At 32.7% G+C, this 17,726-nt stretch carries 20 protein-coding genes; 10 read left to right on the top strand and 10 right to left on the bottom strand.

Annotation, left to right across the window (positions count from 1 at the left end; genetic code table 11):
- The 4 genes from J8M14_RS20615 to J8M14_RS20630 all read left to right on the top strand — a co-directional run.
- Positions 1-252, top strand: a 252-nt coding sequence (locus J8M14_RS20615) for a hypothetical protein (protein ID WP_211076722.1), incomplete at its 5' end; no start/stop codon positions are given.
- Between the two features lie 605 nt (positions 253-857).
- Positions 858-1,904 (top strand): tyrosine-type recombinase/integrase, encoded by a 1,047-nt coding sequence (locus tag J8M14_RS20620; RefSeq protein ID WP_211076723.1) that lies wholly within the window; start codon positions 858-860, stop codon positions 1,902-1,904.
- A gap of 45 nt (positions 1,905-1,949) precedes the next feature.
- The gene (locus J8M14_RS20625; RefSeq protein WP_211076724.1) at positions 1,950-2,462 is read left to right on the top strand and encodes an OmpH family outer membrane protein; all 513 of its coding nucleotides are present in this window, start codon (positions 1,950-1,952) and stop codon (positions 2,460-2,462) included.
- An 889-nt stretch (positions 2,463-3,351) separates the two neighbouring features.
- Complete coding sequence (locus tag J8M14_RS20630; protein ID WP_211076725.1) at positions 3,352-3,804, top strand: hypothetical protein; 453 nt, start codon at positions 3,352-3,354, stop codon at positions 3,802-3,804.
- A gap of 53 nt (positions 3,805-3,857) precedes the next feature.
- On the opposite strand, the gene J8M14_RS20635 is transcribed toward J8M14_RS20630, so the two are convergent.
- Genes J8M14_RS20635 through J8M14_RS20645 form a run of 3 tightly spaced genes read right to left on the bottom strand, consistent with a single transcriptional unit; the run spans position 3,858 to position 5,851 of the window.
- Positions 3,858-4,397, bottom strand: coding sequence for an RsmD family RNA methyltransferase (locus tag J8M14_RS20635; RefSeq protein ID WP_211076726.1), 540 nt, complete (start codon positions 4,395-4,397; stop codon positions 3,858-3,860).
- Between the two features lies 1 nt (position 4,398).
- Complete coding sequence (locus tag J8M14_RS20640; protein ID WP_211076727.1) at positions 4,399-5,223, bottom strand: DUF3822 family protein; 825 nt, start codon at positions 5,221-5,223, stop codon at positions 4,399-4,401.
- Positions 5,204-5,851 (bottom strand): hypothetical protein, encoded by a 648-nt coding sequence (locus tag J8M14_RS20645; protein ID WP_211076728.1) that lies wholly within the window; start codon positions 5,849-5,851, stop codon positions 5,204-5,206. Before J8M14_RS20645 ends, J8M14_RS20640 begins: the two co-directional genes overlap by 20 nt.
- A gap of 137 nt (positions 5,852-5,988) precedes the next feature.
- Between J8M14_RS20645 and J8M14_RS20650 the strand changes: the two genes are divergently transcribed.
- The 4 genes from J8M14_RS20650 (at position 5,989) to J8M14_RS20665 (ending at position 10,489) form a co-directional block, all read left to right on the top strand.
- The gene (locus J8M14_RS20650; RefSeq protein WP_211076729.1) at positions 5,989-7,416 is read left to right on the top strand and encodes an AAA family ATPase; all 1,428 of its coding nucleotides are present in this window, start codon (positions 5,989-5,991) and stop codon (positions 7,414-7,416) included.
- A gap of 11 nt (positions 7,417-7,427) precedes the next feature.
- Complete coding sequence (locus tag J8M14_RS20655) at positions 7,428-7,991, top strand: DUF4126 domain-containing protein (RefSeq protein ID WP_211076730.1); 564 nt, start codon at positions 7,428-7,430, stop codon at positions 7,989-7,991.
- A gap of 79 nt (positions 7,992-8,070) precedes the next feature.
- Positions 8,071-9,915, top strand: coding sequence for a 3-deoxy-manno-octulosonate cytidylyltransferase (gene kdsB, locus J8M14_RS23345; protein WP_211076832.1), 1,845 nt, complete (start codon positions 8,071-8,073; stop codon positions 9,913-9,915).
- A 19-nt stretch (positions 9,916-9,934) separates the two neighbouring features.
- Positions 9,935-10,489, top strand: coding sequence for a 1-acyl-sn-glycerol-3-phosphate acyltransferase (locus J8M14_RS20665; protein WP_211076833.1), 555 nt, complete (start codon positions 9,935-9,937; stop codon positions 10,487-10,489).
- On the opposite strand, the gene J8M14_RS20670 is transcribed toward J8M14_RS20665, so the two are convergent.
- From J8M14_RS20670 to J8M14_RS20700, 7 genes are all read right to left on the bottom strand, one after another.
- Positions 10,486-10,995: a hypothetical protein gene (locus tag J8M14_RS20670; RefSeq protein WP_247672723.1), complete on the bottom strand. Its 510-nt coding sequence runs from the start codon at positions 10,993-10,995 to the stop codon at positions 10,486-10,488. The two genes, J8M14_RS20665 and J8M14_RS20670, sit on opposite strands and share 4 nt — an antisense overlap.
- Before the next feature lie 98 nt (positions 10,996-11,093).
- Complete coding sequence (locus J8M14_RS20675; protein WP_211076731.1) at positions 11,094-11,609, bottom strand: hypothetical protein; 516 nt, start codon at positions 11,607-11,609, stop codon at positions 11,094-11,096.
- An 87-nt stretch (positions 11,610-11,696) separates the two neighbouring features.
- Positions 11,697-12,419, bottom strand: a complete 723-nt coding sequence (locus J8M14_RS20680; protein WP_211076732.1) for a YebC/PmpR family DNA-binding transcriptional regulator — start codon at positions 12,417-12,419, stop codon at positions 11,697-11,699.
- Positions 12,420-12,554: 135 nt separating this feature from the next.
- A complete protein-coding gene (locus J8M14_RS20685) occupies positions 12,555-12,842 on the bottom strand; it encodes a 4a-hydroxytetrahydrobiopterin dehydratase (RefSeq protein WP_211076835.1) in 288 nt (95 codons plus the stop codon).
- A 38-nt stretch (positions 12,843-12,880) separates the two neighbouring features.
- The gene (locus J8M14_RS20690; protein WP_211076733.1) at positions 12,881-13,819 is read right to left on the bottom strand and encodes a septum formation inhibitor Maf; all 939 of its coding nucleotides are present in this window, start codon (positions 13,817-13,819) and stop codon (positions 12,881-12,883) included.
- 44 nt (positions 13,820-13,863) lie between these two features.
- Positions 13,864-14,451 carry a Maf-like protein gene (locus J8M14_RS20695; protein ID WP_211076734.1) on the bottom strand — a complete coding sequence of 196 codons (588 nt, stop codon included), beginning with the start codon at positions 14,449-14,451 and terminating at the stop codon, positions 13,864-13,866.
- Between the two features lie 3 nt (positions 14,452-14,454).
- The gene (locus tag J8M14_RS20700; protein WP_211076735.1) at positions 14,455-15,357 is read right to left on the bottom strand and encodes a geranylgeranylglycerol-phosphate geranylgeranyltransferase; all 903 of its coding nucleotides are present in this window, start codon (positions 15,355-15,357) and stop codon (positions 14,455-14,457) included.
- A gap of 274 nt (positions 15,358-15,631) precedes the next feature.
- On the opposite strand from J8M14_RS20700, the gene J8M14_RS20705 reads away from it, so the two are divergent.
- Together J8M14_RS20705 and J8M14_RS20710 are read left to right on the top strand one after the other, a co-directional pair.
- Entirely contained in the window at positions 15,632-17,038 is a 1,407-nt protein-coding gene (locus J8M14_RS20705; RefSeq protein ID WP_211076736.1) for a HAMP domain-containing sensor histidine kinase, read from the top strand.
- The gene (locus J8M14_RS20710; RefSeq protein WP_211076737.1) at positions 17,035-17,715 is read left to right on the top strand and encodes a response regulator transcription factor; all 681 of its coding nucleotides are present in this window, start codon (positions 17,035-17,037) and stop codon (positions 17,713-17,715) included. The genes J8M14_RS20705 and J8M14_RS20710 overlap by 4 nt, the downstream gene beginning before the upstream one ends.
- Positions 17,716-17,726 lie beyond the last annotated feature (11 nt).

A 17,726-nucleotide genomic window follows, 5' to 3' on the forward strand; every position in this document is an offset into this window, starting at 1 on the left:
TTTATTTGTGTAATTGCTTTTAAAACAGGATTTTGTGTATATTGTAAAAACTTGTTTTTAGCTAAATCAAGTAAAAAACATCAAAAAAATGATCGGTTTTATGGCATAATTTTCAATGAACTTATGTATAAATATAGATATAAATTCTGTGGCAAACTTTGTTTGTTATCATTTGTGAAAAATAGTGTATCTGCTGCTCTGCATTCCAAGTTTGTAACTTCGAATGATAATGTTGTTGAGAGAAGCTGTTAATTATGATACCAATTACAAACCTACCTGACCGAGAAAGCTATAAACGGGCTAAATCAATTTTAACAAAAACTGTTAACAAAACCCGTCAAAAGCTCAAAAACCCACCCCTAAGGTATGGCCAGGGGAGCCCAAACCTTCGATTGGGGTATTCTAAACCTCGGTGCTTCGAAGCTCTAGACATCATGAATCCGAGGGTAAACCATCGGTTGGGGTATCTCTACCCTTCGATAAGGGACTATCAAACCATCAATTGGGGTAGTCTAAACCATCGATGACCCTAGTCCAAACCTCGGTGGTACCGAGCATAAACCATTGACTACCGAATCTTTAATCCTACCCATACCGAGCTCTAAGGGTGGGTAGGGTAATGTTTAAGGTACCCTAAACCATATGAACGTGTTAAATTCTTTAACATATATATCCTATTTATGTGAGGATTTAATACATCAAAAAACATAACAAATAATTATAATATTTTGAGGAGAACCTTGCTCATCGAAGAGTGATAATTAAATCATATCTGCAGAACTAGTTAAATTATACTGCAAAGGGGTAACATTTTTGGTAGTTAAGACATTTAGATATAATAAGTCTTGTATCTGGCTATGAAAAAAACAACACTACTAGTACCGCTTTTTAAACAATTTATTCGGGATTCAGAAACGGGAAAACGTTTAAAAAAGAATGGCGAACGCATTACCAAAGGAACAATTGACAATTATCGTTATGTACTGCATAATCTAATAGAGTTTACTACAGACACCGATTTCGAATTACGGATCTGTGATGCATCCAAATTGACGAAACGCGAAAAAACTTCAGAGAAAAATTATTGGAAAAAGTTTTATAGTAAGTTTTCCCAATTTATGTTTAAAAAAGGATGCTACGATAATTATGTTGGACAGAATATGAAACAGATACGTACCTTTTTTAATTATCTTAAAAACGATAAAGACTTCAATACAGGAGACTTTCATAAATTATTATATGTAAGAAAAGAAGAAGTAGATATTCTGGTACTTACGCCGGAGCAACTTAAATTCTTAATACATGATAAAGCGTTCGAAGCTTCTTTAACCAGGCCTGAACAACGTATTAAGGACATTTTTGTGTTTGGGTGTACGACGGGTTTACGTTTTTCTGATATATTTTTACTGACCAATAAAAACTTTGAAAATGTTGACAATGATTTTTATCTAAAAGTGAAAAGCAAAAAGACCAAAACATTTACTTCTGTAAAATTACCTGATTATGCCATAGCGATTTATAAAAAATATAAACCTAGAAGTAATAGAAATATGGTGTTCACGCCTATAACATTGTTCAATTTTAACAAAACACTAAAAAGTATTGGAGAAAAAGCCGGTTTTACCACTTCGATAGATGTGTCTAGAGAACGATTAGGAAAGGTACCTAAAACTTCTAAAAAAACTCAGAATGAAAATATTCGATTTTGTGATAAAATGAGCAGTCATATGATGCGTCGTACTGCGATAACTACCATGCTTATTTTAGGAATGCCGGAGCATCTGGTGAGAAATATAAGTGGCCATACTGGTAACAGTAGTTCTTTTTATCGCTATGTGCATTTTGCACAATCTTATGTGGATAAAGAAATTGAAAAAGTTCATAATAGATTAAGTGTATACTAAATTGTATAAAATGCAATATATTTGCAACCTTTAAAAACAAAAATTTTGAAAAAAACTTCAGTTATATTATTAGTTATCAATGGTGTATTAGTAATCGCATTAACCGTTTTGCTTTCGTTATACTTATCCAGTTTTTCTAACTCTAATATTGTCTATGTAGATAATGTAGAGTTGTTTAATGGTTTTAATATGTCCAAAGATTTAGGAAAAATCAATAAGGATAAAATTACTAAACAAAAGAAAAAACTTGACAGTTTATATACCATTTATTCGATCCTTAAGGAGCAAAAGAATGAAGAAAAGTCTACTGAACTAGAAACACAATTAAGATCAGAGGATCAAGAACTAAGAAAGATGAATGAATATTTCTCAAAAGATCTTAGCCAAAAAGTGTGGAATAGATTAAATCAATATATCAAAGAATATGGAGAGGCTAATGAGTATAAAATTGTTTTAGGTACTCAGGGTAATGGCAACGTTATGTTTGCTGAGGAGGGTATTAATATTACAGAAGATATATTGATATACGCTAATCATAAATACGAGGGGAATCAATAGGTCTAGAGCTTCTCTAATAGCCTAATATCCTTAATGTTAGATTACTCCGAGGTATATAGTACAATCACGTTAAAGTATTTAAAAGATATCAAAAATGTAAGGATATCATTTTTTGTCGACTCTATTATGGATTAATATGTAACTATGGAAATTATAGAATACTTGACGGGTAGAGGTGGCTTTATGATACTAGCTTTATTTGTAGTGATTATAGTGTTATACAATAAGATAAAAGCAAGGAGAAATTTTAAGATATCCTCAAAAAATAAGAAAAAATAGTATTCACTACCTATGTAACCAGGTCAAACAAGCTGCAAATATTGAAATAATCTGCACACATTCATTTTGTAGCAAAAGCCATGGTAATTTTTTTAGGATGTGACCCCTGACTTATGATCATTAAGTTTTTAGTGTATAAAAAATGCTAATTACATATAAAAAGAGTTAAATACTGTTAAATAATATAGTCTCAGGGGTAACAAAATCAATGTTTAAGACATATATAGTATGTAAGATCTGATTTTTTAGTATGGTGTATTTAATTTAGTCAGAAATTACTAAAACTATAAAAGCTGCAGTAAAGGATAGGGGTATCGCATGCTGTAGCTTTTTTTTAGCAAAACTCTGTTTTGAAAAAGTATCTGGTAATATTGTAGTTATATAGTAATACCTTATTTTTATTTAGCACTAGAGGTTTTATGATAAAGTATTGAGAGGTAAACTCTTAAAATCTGTTAAAATACTTGTAAAATTTATAGCTAGTCGATTTTTTCCCTATATTTATTACGCGAAATCCCTAAACGTATATACAATTTCAAATAAATTGTTAACCCGTAAATCTAGTAAACCACACAAACCATCATTCCTCAAAACCCTAATCCCAAACCTTATGGACAAGTATAAACTGACGCTTATCGGATTGGTATTATCTGTCTTTTTTTATTTTACCGCAATTACCCTAGAATTAGAACTTTTCGAAAAATTCATTGCTTTTTTAGCTAGTATAGAGCAATTCGAAGTTGACGAAATTATTATTCCTTTATTGATATTTTTCGTCTTTCTTTTTATTGATACCTACCGGCGTAGTAAGAAGGTCGAAGTCGAAAATGCAAAATTAAATATCTACAAAGCCATGTTATCGTCTAGCCATCATATCCTCAATAACTTTGTGTATCAGATGGATATTTTTAAGCTTACAGCAGAAGATACTCCTGGTTTTGATGCTAAGATTCTGGCTTTTTATGAAGATATTATATCAAATACTTCGCATCAAATCAATTCATTAAGTAACCTGACTACAATTGATGAGTATTCAATTCGATCATCTGTAATGATGGGGTAAACACTTACTATTGAATTGAAATTAAATAATATAATTTAGTTAGAAAAGATGAACTATTCTTTCTCAAAAAAACTAAATACGGAACCACCATATTTTCTGGAATTAGAAAAGTAGGGAGCATCATCCAGTTTAGTATGTTTAGAATGTTCTATAATCAAAACTCCGTTTTCATTTAATAAGTCATTCTCAAAGACTAATGCTGCAATTTTTGCAAACTGCTCCGTGGTAAAATCATAAGGAGGGTCAGCAAAGATGATATCAGATTTTCGCTTTAGTTTTTCCAGATAACTATATACATCACTTTTTATAGTAACAATAGGAAGATCAAGATCTTTAGCTGTACTTTTTATAAACCCCATACAAGCATAATGCGCATCAACAGCAGTTACATCAGAAGTGCCTCTGGATGCAAACTCGTAACTTATATTACCAGTACCTGCAAAAAGATCTAAAATACTAATGCTAGGAAAATGATAATGATGGTTTAAGATGTTAAATAGTCCTTCTTTAGCCATATCTGTTGTAGGTCGCACCGGCAGTTTCTTGGGAGCTGTCAAACGTTTTCCTTTATATGTTCCAGAGATAATACGCATATTAAAAATGACTTAGTAAAACAAAGTGTTCATGGGGTTCAAAAGATTTTACTTCTTTTGATACTATAATTTCTTTACCGCGTTTTCCAAAATCTACATTTCGGATATACGTATAAGCAATTTTACAGAACTCACTATCCTTTGCGATATCACCTAAGAAAACAAGTTTGAATTCTTCAGGATTCAATTCTAATTGTTCAGCAACAAACATCAAATAATATAAAAAATCTTCTTTGGTGTCGTAAGGATATGTATTACCCAATATGAATTTCCCTTTTTTAATGACTATCAGATCCAGGGACTTAGAGTTTATATTAGCAAAAATAGTCGTTTGCTCATTATTTTTTTGCTGTGCTAGTAAGCTATCGAGAAGTATGGTGGCAGAGTGCTTATAAGTGAACGAACCAAAAGTGTCAAAGAAGAAATTATTAATATTTGTATAAGGTATATAAACAGTAATAATCTCGTGCTGACTTAATTCATCATAGGCAATAAAATCAGTAGCGAGTACTCTCACATTGTAATTTAGATACTCCTTTAGATGATTTTCATCAAATAATGCTTTGGGTACAAAAGTATATAGCTCACTCTGATAGATAACCTCGATAGTGCTAAAATCATGTTTTAGATCAGGATTATGATCTAGAACATATTTTATTTTTTCTAAAACCTGTTCAGGAGTTAATTGCACCCCAAAGTTTTCATATGCCAAAGCAGTAATCTCTTGTTCAGCATTTGCAGTACAAAAAGAAAGTCCATTCAAGCTTACCTGAATGGACAATGTATATAACGTATTGTTATCTATATTATTGGTCGTTTGCACCATATGATTTAGGCCAGTTACCATTAGTCTTAACCTCTGACATGGAACCAACAGAAAGGTGTGTACCATTTACTCCATCTACAGATACGACATCTTTTTCTTGCATCAATAAATCTTTATCAAGATCGTGTAATAATACATCCTTAGATACTTTGGCTTCAAAAACAGCTATTTTCAATTCATTCTTCTCGATAAAGCCAGCGTCCATTTCAAAAGCAGCGTCAACTCCTTTTACAGGAACTTTCATCATATTTTTATAACGGTCGGTACCTTTGAACAAAGAATCTCTTACAGAAGCATATCCTAGTGTGTCAATAACTACTGTATCTTTAGGTTCATCAATTTTAAGAACTTTATTAAATCTGATAAAGCTTGAATCTTTTCGCTGAGTTAATGTGAATTTTGCAGTATCTAAAAAAGCAATAAGCTTTTGAGGATCTTTTTCGAATCTTCCAGTTACTGTTTTATGAGCTAATTGTGCTTGACGGATATCCCTTAGATTTTCAATAGCTTTAGCATAACGCGCTTCTTTAACTTTATTAAATCTTACAGGACCCATTACCGAATTATATACCATATAAGCAAGGAAACCGATAACTACCCACAGAACTAATTGAATGACAATTTTCATTTTTTAATTTAGCTTTTAAACATTAGTGTATTACGCAAATCTACAATTTTTTTTTAATCGTAAAAGTTTATAGCCAAAAAATCATTAGTATCTTTGAATTATTAACAGCTTAAGGGTATAAAGCATCAATATATTTCATGAGGGAAACAGAATTTTATCAGCTACTTAAAGACGATTTTCCTTTTGAACCTACTCTAAAACAAGATGTTGTGCTGCATAAGCTCTCTAATTTTATATTATCAGGATCCAAAGACTCTATATTTCTTTTAAAAGGATATGCAGGTACCGGAAAAACAACTTTAATAGGAACTTTGGTCAAAAACTTATGGAAAGCTAAGCTAAGCTCAGTATTATTGGCTCCTACAGGTCGTGCAGCAAAGGTGATTAGTAATTATTCTGGTAGACAAGCGCAAACCATTCATAGGCATATTTATTATCCTAAAAAGAATAAAAGTGGTGGTTTAGCTTTTCAACTGAAGCAAAACAAAAGTCGTAATACAATCTTTATAGTAGACGAAGCTTCTATGATCCCTGATGCTCCCAGTGAGAGTAAGCTTTTTGAAAACGGCTCTTTGTTAGATGACTTAATGATGTATGCATATTCCGGCCATAATTGCAAAATTCTTTTTATAGGAGATACTGCACAGTTACCTCCTGTAAAGTTAGAAGTTAGTCCTGCATTGGATCCAAATACATTATCTATGGGTTTTCATAAAGAGGTGGAACAAATAGAATTAGATGAAGTGGTTCGTCAGGCAGAGAATAGCGGTATATTAATGAATGCAACAACACTAAGAGAGCAATTAAATGAAGAGTTTTTTGAATCCTTCCAATTTAATGTTTCAGGATATGCAGATATCGTACGATTGGTTGATGGACACGAAATTATGGATGCACTTAATGATTCTTATGCCAGTTCAGGACATGAAGAATCAGTGATTATCCTGCGTTCTAATAAAAGGGCTAATACCTATAATCAGCAGATACGTTCTAGAATACTGTTTCAAGAAGAAGAACTCTCTGCGGGTGATTATCTGATGGTAGTGAAGAATAATTATTTTTGGTTAGATACCAAAAGTGAAGCTGGTTTCATTGCAAATGGTGACATCATTAAAGTATTGGAGATATATGCTATTAAGGATTTATATGGTTTTCGCTTTGCGGAAGTAAAAATAACTATGGTAGACTATCCTGATCAAAAGCCATTCGAAACAGTTCTATTATTAGATACACTTACTTCAGAAACCCCTTCCTTATCATACGAAGAGTCTAATCGTTTATATCAAGAAGTTCAGAAGGATTTTGAAGATGAAACTTCAAAGTATAAAAAGTTCATGGGAGTAAAGAATAATAAATATTTTAACGCACTACAGGTTAAATTCTCCTATGCAATTACTTGTCATAAATCCCAAGGTGGGCAATGGGATACGGTTTTTATAGAACAGCCTTATTTGCCCGATGGTATTAACAAAGATTATCTTAGATGGTTGTACACTGCCATTACCCGAGCTAAACAGAAATTATATCTGATAGGGTTTAAAGATGATTTTTTTGTAGAAAACTAGTATATTAGGGTATGCAGGAAACAATTTTAAGTATTTGCCTTGGAGTAGGTTTGGCAGCTTCTGTTGGATTTAGAGTGTTTTTACCTTTACTGGCTGTAAGTTTGGCGGGGCATTACGGAATGATTCCGTTAAATGAAAGCTGGGAATGGGTAGGGAGCTCATTAGCAATTTGGGTTTTGGCTATTGCCACTGTGATAGAAATTTTTGCCTATTATATTCCTTGGTTTGATAATTTGTTGGATACTATTGCAATCCCATTAGCTGCAATTGCCGGAACAGCAGTTATGGTATCTACTCTAGCAGATTTGAGCCCTGTAATTACCTGGGCTTTAGCTATCATTGCTGGTGGAGGCACAGCTGCTTCAGTAAAAAGTACAATGGGTGCTTCCAGGCTAACATCTACAGCTACTACAGGAGGAATTGCCAATCCCGTTATCGCCACTGCTGAGACAGGAGCAGCAACCATAATGTCTGCTGTATCAGTTTTTTTGGCACCTTTGGCAATAATTTTGGTGATACTAATTTTTGCAATTTTTAGAAAAGTTTATAAAAAACTATTTGTGCGTCCGTCTTGAAAATAGATAGAAAAAAGCTATTTTTGCCTTTGCAAAAGAGCAAGCAATCTTGAACAAAAATAAGCTTAAAACCATCGCGATGATACCCGCAAGGTATGCTGCTTCCCGTTTTCCGGGTAAGTTGATGCAAGACCTTGGAGGGATAACAGTTATTCAACGAACATACGAAGCAACAGTAAGTACAGAACTTTTTGATGCGGTATATGTAGTTACAGATAGTGATATTATTTATAATGAGATTACCTCTAACGGAGGTAAAGCAATTATGAGTATTAAAGAGCATAGCTGCGGTAGTGATCGTATAGCTGAGGCTGTATCGGATATGGATGTTGATATTGTAGTTAATGTACAAGGAGACGAACCATTTACAGAGCGAGAAAGCCTGGAAAAAGTACTTGGGGTTTTTTATGAAGATGATGCGGATCGTATAGATTTAGCAAGTTTGATGACTCCTATGAATGATTGGGATGATATAGTAAACCCCAATAGTGTAAAGGTGATTGTAGATAGAGATAATTATGCATTATATTTTTCTCGTTCACCAATACCGTATCCCAGAGATAAAGAAATAAACCACACATATTATAAGCATAAAGGTGTATATGCCTTTAGAAAACAAGCTATTTTAGATTTTTACCGTTTACCGATGCAAACCCTGGAAGCTTCAGAAAAAATCGAATGTATTCGTTATTTAGAATATGGTAAGAATATTAAAATGGTAGAAACTCGCCACGAAGGAGTGGAAATAGATACCCCGGAAGATTTAGAAAAAGCAAAGAAATTAATTAATAATCAGAGTCTTTTGAGTGCAGAATCTACGGTAGCAGAACAAGTAAAATTGTCTGTTCATAAGAATTTTCCGATGGTACCAAGAGTGGTATTTGGGAAAGGATCATTTAATCAAATTAAAGATATTCTAGCTCCTGCTCGTAAACACGGAGCCCCATTTATCTATTTAATTGATAACGTTTTTGAAAATAATACTTCATTTATTGCTGATAGAATATCGCTATCTTCTATAGATAAGATTATATATGTATCGACAGCAGAGGAACCTAAAACTTCTCAGGTTGATGCCTTGGTGACTCAGATTAAACATGAATATCAGTTTGTTCCTAGTGGAATTGTCGGTATTGGAGGAGGTTCTATGTTAGATCTGGCTAAGGCAGTAGCTATTATGCTTAACAATCCTGGTAGCGCAAGCGAATATCAAGGCTGGGATTTGGTAAAGAACAAAGCAATATATCATGTTGGTGTTCCTACTATTTCAGGAACAGGAGCAGAAGTCTCTAGAACTACAGTACTTACCGGTCCGGATCGTAAATTAGGAATTAACTCTGATTTTACACCTTTTGATCAGGTCATATTAGATCCTGAATTGATTAGAGATGTTCCAAAAGAACAATGGTTTTATACAGGAATGGACTGTTATATACATTGTATAGAATCCCTGAACGGCACATATCTTAATACGTTTAGTCAGAGCTATGGCGAAAAAGCATTAGATTTATGTAAGGCCATCTTCTTAGATAATAATCTAGATAAAGAAGATGCAGACGCTAAATTGATGATGGCTTCTTGGCATGGTGGTATGAGTATTGCATATTCTCAAGTAGGAGTAGCTCATGCTATGAGTTATGGCTTGGCTTATGTGTTGGGAACTAAGCATGGAATAGGTAATTGTATCGTTTTTGATAAATTAGAAGAGTTTTATCCGGAAGGAGTTGATTTATTTAAGGAAATGCAAAAGACTCATAATATCAATTTACCATCTGAAATATGTGCAAATGTTACTGAAGAACAATTAGATGTTATGACTGCTGTTGCTCTAAGTTTAGAACCCCTTTGGGAAAACGCATTAGGACCAGATTGGAAATCTAAAATCGATTCGGATAAAATAAAGGCAATTTATCGTACATTGTAAGCCTTATTATTTTTTTATGCTGAAACGTTTCTCCTCATTTATTTATCATAAAGTTCTAGGTTGGAAAATTATTGGTGACTTTAGTAGTGATAAAGTTAAGAAGTGTGTTGTTGCAGTGGTACCACATACTAGTTGGCACGATTTCTATATTGGTTTGTTGATTCGACAACTAGTGGGTTTGAAGATCAGCTTTATGGCTAAAAAGGAATTGTTCAAATGGCCTCTTGGCTGGTATTTTAAAAAAGTAGGAGGGATTCCGCTTGATAGAACTCCTGGGCAAAATAAAGTAGAAGCCATAGCTGATATTTTTCAAAAAATGGATGAGCTTAGGCTAACAATAGCACCAGAAGGTACACGAAAAAAAGTTACAGAACTAAAAACCGGTTTTTATCATATAGCTAAAGCGGCTAATGTTCCTATTATTTTGGTGACTTTTGATTTTGGTAAAAAACAAAATAAGATTTCTGAACCATTTTATCCTACAAATAATCAAGAAAAGGATTTAGAATATATATATAGTTTCTTTAAAGGAGTAAAAGGTAAGGTTCCGGAATATAGTTTTAATGTAGATTAAAACTTGCGAGTATTATCCTCTTTGATTTCTTTTTCTTCTTTTTCAGACTCTTTATCCAGGTTTCCTGCTCCAAAAAGTAATTCTGTACTAGAGAAAGTTGTTCCAAAAGTTTTTGCTGCATAGTATACTTGCGATATAGCATTTTCTAATTGTTTATCAGATAACTCTTTTAGTGGATGAATATAAGCAGACCAGAGTATCCCATTGGCGATAGCATATTTTACATCTAGCGCCGAGTGAAAGTTTGCAGTCATGGAATCTAGAAGTAAATCTTTATCCAGGTTATTAGATTCTATAATAGGTGCAATAATTCTCATTCTGTTATTAGCAGCATCGGTAACACAAAGCATAGGAATTTCTTTGTAAACAAACTGCCAATTACCTACCACTCCATTAATTGTATCTGCATTTTTGGTTATAATTTCTTGCAGCTTTTCATTAGTCATATTTTGAGCATAAGTAATATTTCCAATAAAAAGTAATAGAATGATGATGAATCGTTGCATAATGAAAGTTTTAACTATAGTCGCAAATGAGCATCAAACATAACAAAAAAAGAGCTTAGCGGCGCTAAACTCTTCATTATATAAATATTTTTATTTGTTTAATTAGGAGTTTGATCTACAATTCTAAACTCTCCGCTATATTTTATAGTTATTTTTTTATCGTTCGCTAAAGTAAGATCAGCAGATACATTATAATTTGGAGCTTCTCCGGAGACTATTACCTCACCAGCTTTTGCTGATGATTCAAATATCTCATTGAGTTCTAATTCTGCGGATTCTAGGTAGAAAGATGGTGAAGAAGGTGGAGTAGGAAGGTATCCAAAGGTTCCTGGTGTAAAAACAACATTATCACCTTCAATTGGGGAAAGTAACACTAAAACAGTAAAATACTCAACCCCGTCTAATTCTCCGGTTAATAAAACATCATAGCTGTAGTAAGTGTTATTAAATATCCCTTTAAAATCCTCAATGATAGCAGATGATATTGGTATTATTTTGCCATCATACTCAATAAAATTTTCTATAGGCGGTATTATATTATTTGTATCATCACTTGAACAAGAAGTTAGTATTAAAGTAGAAGCAAGAACAAATAAATAAATAAGCTTTTTCATATTTTGGATTTTTAGATTGGGCGACAAAATTAATGAAATTGACCAAAGAGTTGGTAACATCATTAACTTTTTTAACTCAACAAAATATTAATCTGTTGAAGACTCCTCCATAGTATGATATACATTTTGTACGTCATCATCTTCTTCAATCTTTTCCAGAAGCTTTTCTACATCTGCAGCTTGCTCAGGAGTTAGTTTTTTAGTTACCTGTGGTATACGTTCAAAACCAGAAGAAAGTATTTCAATTTCTCGACCTTCTAATTCTTTTTGGATAGTTCCAAAACTTCCAAAAGGAGCATAGATCAATATTCCATCCTCATCCTGGAACACTTCTTCAGCACCATAATCAATAAATTCTAGTTCTAATTCTTCAGGATCAAGCCCTTCACCATTGATTCTAAAATTACAAGTATGGTCAAACATAAACTCTACAGAACCCGATGTTCCTAAGTTACCATCACACTTATTGAAGTATGATCTGATATTAGCTACAGTTCTATTATTATTATCCGTTGCAGTTTCTACAAGAATTGCAATTCCGTGGGGTGCGTATCCTTCAAAAAGTACTTCTTTATAATCACCCTGGCTTTTATCAGAGGCTCTTTTAATAGCTCTCTCGATATTATCCTTGGGCATATTTGCAGATTTCGCATTCTGGATCACTGCTCTTAGACGAGAGTTGGAATCCGGATCAGGGCCGCCTTCTTTTACGGCCATTACAATATCTTTACCTATTCTAGTAAAAGCCTTAGCCATAGCTGACCAACGCTTCATTTTACGCGCTTTCCTAAATTCAAAAGCTCTTCCCATATTATAATTTTAAGTATCTAATTACAAACATAAGTAGAAACCAAGTTTTTGACAAATGTTTATATATTCAAAAAAAAGAAATTCCAAATACTTACTTATTTGGAATTTCTAAGCGCAATATTGTTTTTCTGCAGTCTATTCTTCTTCTACAATACCATCAATTGCTTTAGCTAGTTGAAAATCATTTTCTGTCACCCCTCCGGCATCGTGGGTTGATAGACTTATGTTTACTACATTGTAAACATTAGACCAGTCCGGATGGTGATTTAACGCTTCTGCTTCAAAAGCAATACGAGACATTGCAGAAAATGCATCTTTAAAATTTTCAAACTCAAAAGACGTGTGTATTGCATTATCTTCATATTCCCATCCTTCAACATCTTTAAGACGAGTTTTGATTTCGGATTCTGATAACTTATTCATTTGTATGGTTTTCATTAGATTTCTATTTGCTTATATTTTTACTGAAGCCCTAATTCTACTCGTAATGCTTCATCCTTATTAGTATTTTTACCCCAATAAGCAGATTTGATACTTTTAATTCTGGTAGCTTTGGTGGTTAGCTCTTTGGCATTAGGTCCAAAACCACTTTTAAAAGTTTCTGTCCAGCCTTCGATTTCATAAGGAAAAGAACTCGTAAAAGTAATACTGATACTTCTGTTAAGTTCCGGGTAGGTAATACTATATGTATTTGTGTTTCCTTGTTTACTCAATGATGCTTTAGCAGCATATGCTTTTATTTCCTTGTGTCTTAATCTACTATATTCAAAAGAAGGAATAATTTTGATATCACCTTGTGGTAAACCATCTGGGTTGATTCTAATCTTTGTCCAAAGCTCGTTTTCCAGAATTGCTTTATCTAATGAGAATTCCTGATCTGCTTCACTCTGAAAATAGGAATGAGACATGATCTCGAACTGCTTTCTATTATTAAGCTGTGCATATACATGACCGCACCATTCTTGCATAGAACTAGATATCTTTATCGCGTGTTGATTGTCTGCGACAGGATAAAATGTGCTCTGCATAATAGAATATGGATAAACACCGGTATTAAATTTCTTAGTAGCATTTAGTTTTAATACAGGAATATTATCAGAATTCTGGTAATCTGCTTTTACTTGTTCTTTAGATAAGAAATCTTCGGTTACATAAATAAGGGCTGCAGTACCTTTTCTGATTTCACCATAACGAGCCTGTTCTAATTGGTAGGAAGAGATTTCTGCTTCACCAGCATACCAATACTTTTTAAATTCTTCAGAAAGTGCTTTGGCAGGCTCTCTTTTTTCTATTGGTATATGGTTTGTTTCTGTTTTATTGGCTTCATCGGCTTTGATATTACTGCAAGCAATAACAATCAAAACTCCTAATAAAGCGAATATTAATACTGACTTTTTCATGACTTAATTTTTTTATAACTGCGCTAATGCAAAGTACGACAAACCTATGATTTGGCAAGTGCTGTTAACGTTTCATAAACAAGGTGAGTAGGTAGCCCCATGACATTAAAATAACTACCTTCGATATGTACTATTCCTATAAAACCAATCCATTCTTGGATACCATATGCTCCAGCTTTGTCCAATGGTTTATGAGTGTTTATATAATAGTTGATTTCTTCAGAAGAAAGTTTCTTAAAAGTCACTTTGGTGGTATGATGTACTACTTTAACCTGACTTTTGGTTTTAAAGCATACCGAAGTAATGACTTCATGAGTATCATCAGATAATAAAGTGATCATTCTTTTAGCATCTTCAAGATTTTTTGGTTTTCCTATAGCCTTGTTATTATGCCAAACTATTGTATCACTGGTAATCAAGATGTCATTATCTTGTAGATCACCAAATGCATCTGATTTTAGTTTTGCTAAATAATCTGATATTGCTGAAGCTTGTAGATGATCAGGATATATCTCTTCGACCTCTTTTAACTGTATAGTAAAATCAAGATCTAAATCTTTAAAAAACTGTTGCCTCCTGGGTGATCCGGAGGCCAGAATGATATGATGGTCTTTGAGTAGATTTTTGAGCATAACTTATTTCAAAATAAATTGATAAAAAAGCAAAGATATTGATGATATAATCAAGATGATTTTTAAAATTAAACTCAGTTGTTTTAACTGTTTATTAGTTTCTGCAGAAAAACTTCTAATCATAAAATATAACAAAGGTGCTACAATCAAAGCTAATACAATTAGTACTGCATTGGTATTAGAAAAAAGATAGGAGTAAATATAATAGATAACTGCGGCAATAGGAAGAATTCCCAAGCTACCAATTAATTTTATAGTTCGATCTTTTCCTAGAACTATTGGGATAGTCCTTATGCCTAAATTATGATCTTTATCAATGGAAATGCAATCTTTGATGATCTCTCGTAAAACAATAATGATGAATGCAAATATGGAGTAGTCTAGAATGATAGAAAAAATAACGGTTTGTGATTCTCGATTTTTTGCTGTGATGGCTGGTAATAAATCAAAAATCCCAACTACGAGCAAACTTAAGGCGGTAAGTAACCCTATAATTACATTTTTTAGTACCAGAATCTCTTTAAGATAAGAAGCATATATGTAAAAGATACCTGATGTAATGATAAATAGTGCAGCAAATCCTGATCTTCCGATCATATTTGCTAGATAAAACCCAATCAAAACTCCAATTACATTAAAAATAATAAATAAGCGATTAGCAGATTTCTCTGTAACAGCCCCATTTATTAGGCTTTTTTCTATAGAGCCTTCGTAATCATAAATTTCGATAATAATATTTCCAGCTGCTGCAATAGAAAGAGTAGCAATAATTAATAATGCAATACCAAAACCGTTGAGGGTTATAGCTATGCCAAATGGCTCAAAAAGGCCATACTTGATACACAATTGTGCCAAAGCTATGATTATAAGATTATCAAGTTTTATAAGCTTTAGATAAGGGAGCATACAGAGAGATTGGTTAATGAATCAGCAAATGTAAGAATTAATCCTAATTTCTGAGGTATTAACATAAAGCTTCATAAGTACTGTTTTATAAGGGTTTTTGGTCTATATTAACGTTAATGATGGGTTAACGATGTTAGAATTAAGTCATAGTTATATTCTTTGATATACTTTTGATAACATCATCAATCAAAAAACGAATAGTTAGTCAAGAAGTATGAGGTTTATATTATCTTAGATACTTAAGAATAATAATAACCTTCAACACATCATCATAATGAGGAATAAGATAAACATATTGATTATTACTTCTATTTTGGCTTTGGTAGCACTTTCTGGTATTCAGGCTTATCTAATCAATAACACATACCAGCTTAAAAAAGATGTATTTATAAAGGAAACCAAAAAATCTGTTTCTAGTATTGATAATACTAAAGAAATGGATTCACTAACGGAAATGTGGTACAATAAGTTGACTGAAAACTTAGTGAAATACAAAAAAAGAAAACTTCTTAAAAAAGAAACTATTGAGCAGTTTGGACTTCATAGAGACTCATTGAATAAGGTATTTCAGGAGTATTATAAAAAAGAAATCAAAAAAGCTAATCTAGGTTACGATCTAAAATATAAAAAGACGATCAAAAGTGTTGTTATTTTCGAGAATGGCAATCCTATAGATACTGTTTTTGCAGCGAATGAAGGAGAGAATTATTTTCTTTTTGGAGAAGATTTTCCAGAGGAAGAAGGTAATGTAATCAGTAAAGGGAGATGGTTTACAGAACACGATTATGAAGATGATAAAGAAGGAGAGCTTTTGAAAACTAAACTTGACCTGGAAATCAGAACACAAGATAGTATCAATATTATAGGATGGCAACGTATAGTTTTAAAACAAATGACGAGTTTGTTTGTGTGCTCCGTATTACTGTTTCTTTTTGTTGTTGGATTATTGTTTTATTCAATTAAGACATTAATTGGACAAAAGAAGATCGCCGATGTACGAACAGATTTCATCAATAATATTACTCACGAATTAAAAACTCCTCTGGCTACCTTAGGTATTGCTTCTAAAAGCTTGAGAAATAAGGAAACACAAAACTCACCTGAAGCATTTTCTAATGCATTGGATATTCTTGATAGACAAAATGGACGATTGCAGAAATTAATAGACCAGGTAATGCATAATACATTGGGGTCTGAAGAAATTACTTTGAAAAAAGAAAAAGTAATTGATGAAGAATACTTTAAAGAAATTATAGAAGATTTCAAGCTTTCTGTTCAAGGGCAAGATGTTATCGTTAGTTCTAAAATAGAATTTCATGAAGTATATCTTGACATTGATAAGTTTCTATTTACAACAGCTTTGTTCAATATTATGGATAATTCGGTTAAATACGGAAAGGGTAATGTAGAAATTGTACTTCGTACAAAACTCAAAGATGATCTGTATGAGATTTCTATTCACGATAATGGAGTGGGTATTCCTGAGGTGGAACATCGCAAAGTTTTTGAGAAGTTTTACAGAGTTACCGATGGCAATGTACACGATGTAAAAGGACTAGGACTTGGTTTGTTTTATACAAATCAGATTGTAAAAGCGCATAGCGGTAGAATTGATCTGGAAAGCAGACCTGATTTGGGAACAACATTTACGATAACCTTACCCATTGCAGAAGCAGAATGAAAAGTATTTTATTAGCAGAAGATGATTTTGATTTCGGAAGTATTCTAAAACAATATCTAGAACTTCATGAGTATAATGTGAGTTGGGCAAAAGACGGAAAAGAGGCATTGGAGATATTTGATAAAACACATTTTGATATATGTGTGCTGGATGTAATGATGCCCAAAATGGATGGATTTACTTTGGCAGAAAACATCATTGAAATAAACCCAGAAATTCCTTTTGTGTTTCTAACAGCAAAGAAAATGAAGGAAGATAAAATCAGAGGGCTAAAATTAGGAGCAGATGACTATATCGTAAAACCTTTTGAAGCAGATATTTTGGTATTAAGACTTCAGAATATCTTAAAAAGGACAAATACCTATAAACCTAAAGTGAAAGAAATAATTACCATTGGTAAATATAAATTTGATGTGACTAATCATCAATTGAATTTTAAAAAAGAAACTCAACGATTAACCGAGAAAGAAACCATATTGATACAATACTTATGGAATCATAAAAATTCTATGGTCAAACGAGAAGAGTTACTAACAGACGTCTGGGGTAATGACGACTTCTTCTCGGGTAGAAGTATGGATGTATTTATCAGTAGATTAAGAAAGTATTTTAAACAAGACCAAAACATTACGTTAGAAAGCGTAAGAGGAGTAGGGCTTACTTTTAGAATAGAATAAAAAAATAATCA

Origin of the sequence: Aquimarina sp. MMG016, assembly GCF_018100805.1 — a bacterium.
Classification (GTDB): Bacteria; Bacteroidota; Bacteroidia; order Flavobacteriales; family Flavobacteriaceae; genus Aquimarina.

Coding starts and splice junctions, on each gene's coding strand:
- J8M14_RS20620 (WP_211076723.1), top strand. CDS start 858: ATGAAAAAAACAACACTACTAGTACCGCTTTTTAAACAATTTATTCGG.
- J8M14_RS20630 (WP_211076725.1), top strand. CDS start 3,352: ATGGACAAGTATAAACTGACGCTTATCGGATTGGTATTATCTGTCTTT.
- J8M14_RS20635 (WP_211076726.1), bottom strand. CDS start 4,397: ATGCGTATTATCTCTGGAACATATAAAGGAAAACGTTTGACAGCTCCC.
- J8M14_RS20640 (WP_211076727.1), bottom strand. CDS start 5,223: ATGGTGCAAACGACCAATAATATAGATAACAATACGTTATATACATTG.
- J8M14_RS20645 (WP_211076728.1), bottom strand. CDS start 5,851: ATGAAAATTGTCATTCAATTAGTTCTGTGGGTAGTTATCGGTTTCCTT.
- J8M14_RS20650 (WP_211076729.1), top strand. CDS start 5,989: ATGAGGGAAACAGAATTTTATCAGCTACTTAAAGACGATTTTCCTTTT.
- J8M14_RS20655 (WP_211076730.1), top strand. CDS start 7,428: ATGCAGGAAACAATTTTAAGTATTTGCCTTGGAGTAGGTTTGGCAGCT.
- kdsB (WP_211076832.1), top strand. CDS start 8,071: ATGATACCCGCAAGGTATGCTGCTTCCCGTTTTCCGGGTAAGTTGATG.
- J8M14_RS20670 (WP_247672723.1), bottom strand. CDS start 10,995: ATGCAACGATTCATCATCATTCTATTACTTTTTATTGGAAATATTACT.
- J8M14_RS20675 (WP_211076731.1), bottom strand. CDS start 11,609: ATGAAAAAGCTTATTTATTTATTTGTTCTTGCTTCTACTTTAATACTA.
- J8M14_RS20680 (WP_211076732.1), bottom strand. CDS start 12,419: ATGGGAAGAGCTTTTGAATTTAGGAAAGCGCGTAAAATGAAGCGTTGG.
- J8M14_RS20685 (WP_211076835.1), bottom strand. CDS start 12,842: ATGAATAAGTTATCAGAATCCGAAATCAAAACTCGTCTTAAAGATGTT.
- J8M14_RS20690 (WP_211076733.1), bottom strand. CDS start 13,819: ATGAAAAAGTCAGTATTAATATTCGCTTTATTAGGAGTTTTGATTGTT.
- J8M14_RS20695 (WP_211076734.1), bottom strand. CDS start 14,451: ATGCTCAAAAATCTACTCAAAGACCATCATATCATTCTGGCCTCCGGA.
- J8M14_RS20700 (WP_211076735.1), bottom strand. CDS start 15,357: ATGCTCCCTTATCTAAAGCTTATAAAACTTGATAATCTTATAATCATA.
- J8M14_RS20705 (WP_211076736.1), top strand. CDS start 15,632: ATGAGGAATAAGATAAACATATTGATTATTACTTCTATTTTGGCTTTG.
- J8M14_RS20710 (WP_211076737.1), top strand. CDS start 17,035: ATGAAAAGTATTTTATTAGCAGAAGATGATTTTGATTTCGGAAGTATT.